This is a genomic window from Leptothrix toolikensis (SeqCode), from assembly GCF_057922285.1.
Genome location: NZ_JBYSVC010000116.1, coordinates 1 through 5,193, shown reverse-complemented (window position 1 = coordinate 5,193; position 5,193 = coordinate 1). Strand labels below are relative to the sequence as shown.

Sequence of the window (5,193 nt, the reverse complement as noted above, 5' to 3'; positions counted from 1 at the left end):
ACATTGAAAGTGCCCGAACCAACGGTACCGATGCCGAGAAGGCCAACTTGAATGGGTTTCATGGATACGCAGATCAATCAAAAGGAAGAAAAAATCAGGTGCCGTGCCGACGGCGATACCCATCGAGGAAGCGCGCAATGCGCCCAATCGCTTCGGCCAGATCGTCCGAGTTGGGCAAGAACACCAAGCGGAAATGGTCCGGATTGGCCCAGTTGAAGCCGGTGCCCTGCACGATCAAAACTTTTTCTTCGGCCAACAGCTCGTAGGCAAAGTTCTGATCGTCCTCAAAGGGGTACATCTTGGGGTCGAGGCGCGGGAACATGTAGAGCGCCGCCTTGGGCTTGACGCAACTCACGCCCGGGATCTGAGTGAGCAGCTTGTGAGCAAGATCGCGCTGGCGGCACAGCCGCCCCGTGGGTGCCACCAGATCCTTGATGCTTTGGTAGCCGCCCAAAGCGGTCTGGATGGCCAACTGGCCCGGCGTATTGGCGCACAGGCGCATCGTGGCCAGCATGTTCAGGCCTTCGATGTAATCGCGTGCGTGGCGCTTTTCGCCCGACACCACCATCCAGCCGGCACGGTAGCCGCAGGAGCGGTAGTTCTTCGACAAGCCGTTGAAGGTCACAAACAGCACGTCATCGGCCAGCGCAGCGATGCTGGTGTGGGTGTTACCGTCGTAGAGCGTCTTGTCGTAGATCTCGTCAGCAAAGACGATCAGCTGATGCTGACGCGCCACTTCGACAATCTCTTGCAACAAGCTTTCCGGATAAAGCGCGCCGGTCGGATTGTTCGGGTTGATGACCACAATCGCCTTGGTGCGCGGCGTGATCTTGGCGCGGATATCGGCGATATCGGGCATCCACTCGCTTTGTTCATCACAGATGTAATGCACCGGCGTGCCGCCCGACAAAGAGACCACAGCGGTGTAGAGCGGGTAATCGGGCGAAGGAATCAGGACTTCGTCGCCATCGTCGAGCAAGGCGTTCATGCTCATGGCGATCAATTCAGAAGCGCCGTTGCCCAAGTACACGTCATCGACCGTCACACCGGCGATGTTTTTCTCTTGGGTGTAATGCACCACCGATTTACGCGGCGCAAACAAACCTTTGCTGTCGGTGTACCCTGCCGCACGCGACAAGTTGCGAATCATGTCTTGCACGATTTCTTCGGGAGGCTCCAGCCCAAACACCGCCAAATTGCCGATGTTGAGCTTGATGATCTTGTGGCCGTCCTCCTCCATCTGACTCGCCTTCTCGACCACCGGGCCACGGACGTCGTAACAGACATTGGCGAGCTTGCTGGATTTGACGACTTTCTTGAGCACAAGGCCTCCTGGGTGCAAAAGTAGAATTTAACCATAGCAAGACTCATGCAGCCCCCTGCACACCACCCGTGAAGCTTCAACCTGATCGAATCGAAGGCGTCAACGCCATCACGGCCTGTGATGCGCGCAGCATCATCGTCAACGGCCAAACTTGGACCCAAAGTCTTTTGGTGCCCACGCATGGCGAGGTTCAGCCTTGGGGTGTTCAACGGATCGACGATCTGCTCCCCGAGCATTTCAGCCGCTTGCTGGCCTTCACACCCGAGCTGGTGATCTTCGGCTCTGGCCAGCGCATGCACTTCGTCTCACCCGCCTTGATGGCTGCGTTGTATGCCCAGCGCATTGGGATTGAAACCATGACGACGGCCGCAGCGTGCCGCACTTACAACGTCCTTGTCAGTGAATACCGACGGGTGGTTCTTGTGGCTCTGCTTGATCCTTTGAGCTGAACTGCCGCTCACGTCAAGTCTGGGGGACTTATAATCCGCCGTTTAGCGCCCCCCTATGACGAGGGCGTACACATCAAGCCATTGCATGACGCCAGCTCTCCACAAACCGCTCCCGGAAATTGAAGCGAATGCAACCGGTGGTGTGAAGTTCACACCGCAGGCGTTCGCAGGGAAAACCGTCGTTCTTTACTTCTATCCCAAGGACAACACGCCCGGTTGTACGACCGAAGCGATGCAGTTCCGCGAACGGCATCAGGACTTTGTTGACTCTGGAGCCATCGTTTTCGGTGTCTCACGCGACAACATGGTCTCACACGACAAGTTCAAAGAAGCCTTGGACTTGCCCTTTGAGCTGATCGCTGACACCGAAGAAAAGCTCTGCCATATGTTCGGCGTGGTCAAGAACAAGATCATGTACGGCAAAAAAGTCAAAGGCATCGAGCGCAGCACCTTTTTGATCGACACCGACGGCGTCTTGCGCGCTGAATGGCGTGGCATCAAAGTTGCCGGTCATGTCGAAGAAGTCCTCGACGCCGTCAAAGGCTTACAGACCGTCAGTTAAGGCAGCGACTCACGATTTTTCGCATGCATAATCGTCAGCACCATGCGTGTGACGATTCTCTTGCATGACACCCCTCCAAAAAGCCGCACGGTCTCCGTGCGGCTTTTTTCATGTCTTTAATCCTCTAACTCGACTGCCATCCACATGCCGCTGCCCAAACCGCCTGCCAAACGTGCCGATGTCGTCGATCCGGCGGCCTTCAATCTCAAAGCTGCTGCTCGCCCCAAGCGCCGGGCTGCGATCAAAAAAACCACCGACGCACCACCACCACCACCACCAGCCCTTAGCGTCATTGCCCCAGTGATCCCGCCCGCCGCACCAGCCGCCAGCGCGGCAACGGCAACAGCAACAGCCAGAAAATCCAACCGAGGTGCTTTGCGACCACACAGCTCGGGGCCGGCCAAGATCTTCGTGCTCGACACCAATGTGCTCATGCATGACCCGATGTCGCTGTTTCGCTTTGAAGAACACGACGTCTACTTGCCCATGATCACGCTCGAAGAGCTCGACGGCCACAAGAAGGGCATGAGCGAGGTTTCACGCAATGTGCGCCAAGTCAGCCGCGAACTCGACGCCTTGGCCGCCAGCGCGGGGGACAGTGCGACGACTTTTGACGTCACAGCGGGCATTGCGCTGGCCAAAACGGGCCACCGTGAAGCCGGCGGCAAACTGTACTTTCAGACCACCTTCTTGGAAGTCAAACTGCCGGCCGGCCTGCCCCAAGGCAAAGCCGACAACCAGATTTTGGGCGTGGTGCAATCCCTGCGCGAAAGCCACCCAGGCCGCGAGGTAGTGCTGGTGTCCAAGGACATCAACATGCGCATCAAGGCGCGGGCGCTGGGCTTGGCTGCCGAGGATTACTTCAACGACAAGACCCTTGAAGACGGCGATTTGCTCTACACCGGGGCCTTGGCGCTGCCGGCTGATTTCTGGGAGCGCCACGGCAAGTCGATGGAAAGCTGGACCCAAGGGGGCTTTACCTTTTACCGCATCAGTGGCCCGGTGGTGCCCAGCCTGACAGTGAATCAGTTCGTCTACCTCGAAGCGCCCGGCAACCCACCGCTCTACGCCAAAGTCACCGAGATCACCGGCAAGAACGCGGTGCTGCGCACGCTCAAGGACTACACCCACGCCAAAAACATGGTCTGGGGCATCAGCGCCCGCAACCGTGAGCAAAACTTCGCCCTCAATCTGCTCATGGACCCCGAGTGCGACTTCATCACCCTGACGGGCACGGCCGGTACCGGCAAGACCTTGATCACCTTGGCGGCCGGCTTGGCGCAGGTGATGGATGAACGGCGCTACTCAGAAATCATCGTCACCCGCGTGACGGTGCCGGTGGGCGAAGACATCGGCTTCCTGCCCGGGACCGAAGAAGAAAAGATGGGCCCATGGATGGGTGCCTTGGACGACAACCTTGAAGTCTTGGCCCGTTCTGACTCGGCTGCGGGCGAATGGGGCCGAGCTGCTACGCAAGAACTGGTGCGCAGCAAAATCAAGATCAAGAGCTTGAACTTCATGCGCGGGCGCACCTTTTTGAACAAGTTTGTGCTGATCGACGAAGCCCAAAACCTCACGCCCAAGCAGATGAAAACGCTGGTGACGCGTGCCGGCCCGGGTACCAAGATCGTGTGCCTCGGCAACTTGGCGCAAATCGACACGCCCTACCTCACCGAAGGCTCTTCCGGACTGACCTTTGCGGTCGATCGCTTCAAGGGCTGGCCGCATTCGGGCCACATCATGCTGGCACGCGGCGAGCGCTCACGGCTGGCGGATTTCGCCTCCGACGTGCTCTAAAAAGCGATCTAACGCGACCAAAACTGCGCCGCCAAGGCCAGCGGCGAGTTCTCGCGGTGGCGGTGGTCTGACCAAAACTGCCGCCACGCCCGCGCACCGTGTTGACCATGCCACAAGCCCAAGGCGTGGCGCATGGCGCTGGTCCACGGGAGGCCCGCTTGGTGGAGCCGCTCTAGGTACAGCATCCAAGCGGCTTCAACGGCTTGGCGCGCTGAATGCTCTGGGCGATCCGCCGCTGTGGCTGGGCCGGGCACGCCGTAAAAGCGCTCGTCCCAAGCTGCCATCTGCCACGGTGCGTGGTAGGCCTGACGCCCGATCATCACGCCATCCACATGCTGGAGTTGCTCGGCGATCTCTTCGTCAGTTTTGATGCCGCCGTTGATGACGATGGTGAGGTGCGGCAACTCGCGTTTGAGCTGGTGGACCAGCTCGTAGCGCAGGGGCGGAATCTCGCGGTTGTCCTTCGGGCTCAAGCCTTGAAGCCAAGCATTGCGCGCATGGACGATGAACACTTGGCAGCCGGCATCGGCCACCGTACCGACAAAGTCGCGCACAAAAGCGTAGTTCTCGATCCGGTCGATGCCGATGCGGTGCTTGACCGTGATCGGCAAGACGCTGTGCCCACCCGTGGCGTCGAGCATGGCCTTGACGCCATCGGCCACCAGCCGAGGCTCAGCCATCAGGCAAGCGCCAAAGGCCCCGCGCTGCACCCGCTCACTGGGGCAGCCGCAGTTCAAGTTGACTTCGTCGTAACCCCAAGCTTGGGCCAGCTTGGCGCAAGCGGCCAGATCGGCCGGCTCACTGCCCCCAAGCTGCAACGCCACGGGATGCTCTTGCGCGTTGAAGTCGAGGTGCCGAGGTTGATCGCCGTGCAGCAAAGCCCCGGTCGTCACCATCTCGGTATAGAGCCGGGTCTTGCGCGTCAGCAAGCGATGGAAGGTGCGGCAATGGCGATCCGTCCAATCGAGCATCGGCGCAACGGACAGACGCCAAGGGCTGATGCTGTCGGGTTCAGAGGGATTCGGCTGCTGATTCATGAGGGGGCAGATTGTCGCATCCGC

General features: G+C 59.3%; 5 protein-coding genes. 3 read left to right on the top strand and 2 right to left on the bottom strand.

Annotated elements, in window-relative coordinates:
• Positions 1-94: 94 nt before the first annotated feature.
• Positions 95-1,324, bottom strand: coding sequence for a pyridoxal phosphate-dependent aminotransferase (locus AC3VI7_RS11980; RefSeq protein ID WP_489667988.1), 1,230 nt, complete (start codon positions 1,322-1,324; stop codon positions 95-97).
• A 68-nt stretch (positions 1,325-1,392) separates the two neighbouring features.
• Here AC3VI7_RS11980 and AC3VI7_RS11975 point away from each other — a divergent pair, with 68 nt between their 5' ends.
• From AC3VI7_RS11975 to AC3VI7_RS11965, 3 genes are all read left to right on the top strand, one after another.
• Positions 1,393-1,773, top strand: coding sequence for an Mth938-like domain-containing protein (locus AC3VI7_RS11975; protein WP_489667989.1), 381 nt, complete (start codon positions 1,393-1,395; stop codon positions 1,771-1,773).
• Positions 1,774-1,858: 85 nt separating this feature from the next.
• Positions 1,859-2,335, top strand: coding sequence for a peroxiredoxin (locus AC3VI7_RS11970; protein WP_489667990.1), 477 nt, complete (start codon positions 1,859-1,861; stop codon positions 2,333-2,335).
• Between the two features lie 144 nt (positions 2,336-2,479).
• Positions 2,480-4,132 (top strand): PhoH family protein, encoded by a 1,653-nt coding sequence (locus AC3VI7_RS11965; RefSeq protein WP_489667991.1) that lies wholly within the window; start codon positions 2,480-2,482, stop codon positions 4,130-4,132.
• 8 nt (positions 4,133-4,140) lie between these two features.
• Here the strand turns inward: AC3VI7_RS11965 and dusA are convergent, their stop codons facing one another.
• A complete protein-coding gene (gene dusA / locus AC3VI7_RS11960; RefSeq protein WP_489667992.1) occupies positions 4,141-5,169 on the bottom strand; it encodes a tRNA dihydrouridine(20/20a) synthase DusA in 1,029 nt (342 codons plus the stop codon).
• Positions 5,170-5,193: the final 24 nt, after the last annotated feature.

Excerpts from the sequence above, each read along its gene's own strand:
- AC3VI7_RS11965 (WP_489667991.1), top strand. The coding sequence starts at position 2,480 with ATGCCGCTGCCCAAACCGCCTGCCAAACGTGCCGATGTCGTCGATCCG.
- dusA (WP_489667992.1), bottom strand. The coding sequence starts at position 5,169 with ATGAATCAGCAGCCGAATCCCTCTGAACCCGACAGCATCAGCCCTTGG.
- AC3VI7_RS11970 (WP_489667990.1), top strand. The coding sequence starts at position 1,859 with ATGACGCCAGCTCTCCACAAACCGCTCCCGGAAATTGAAGCGAATGCA.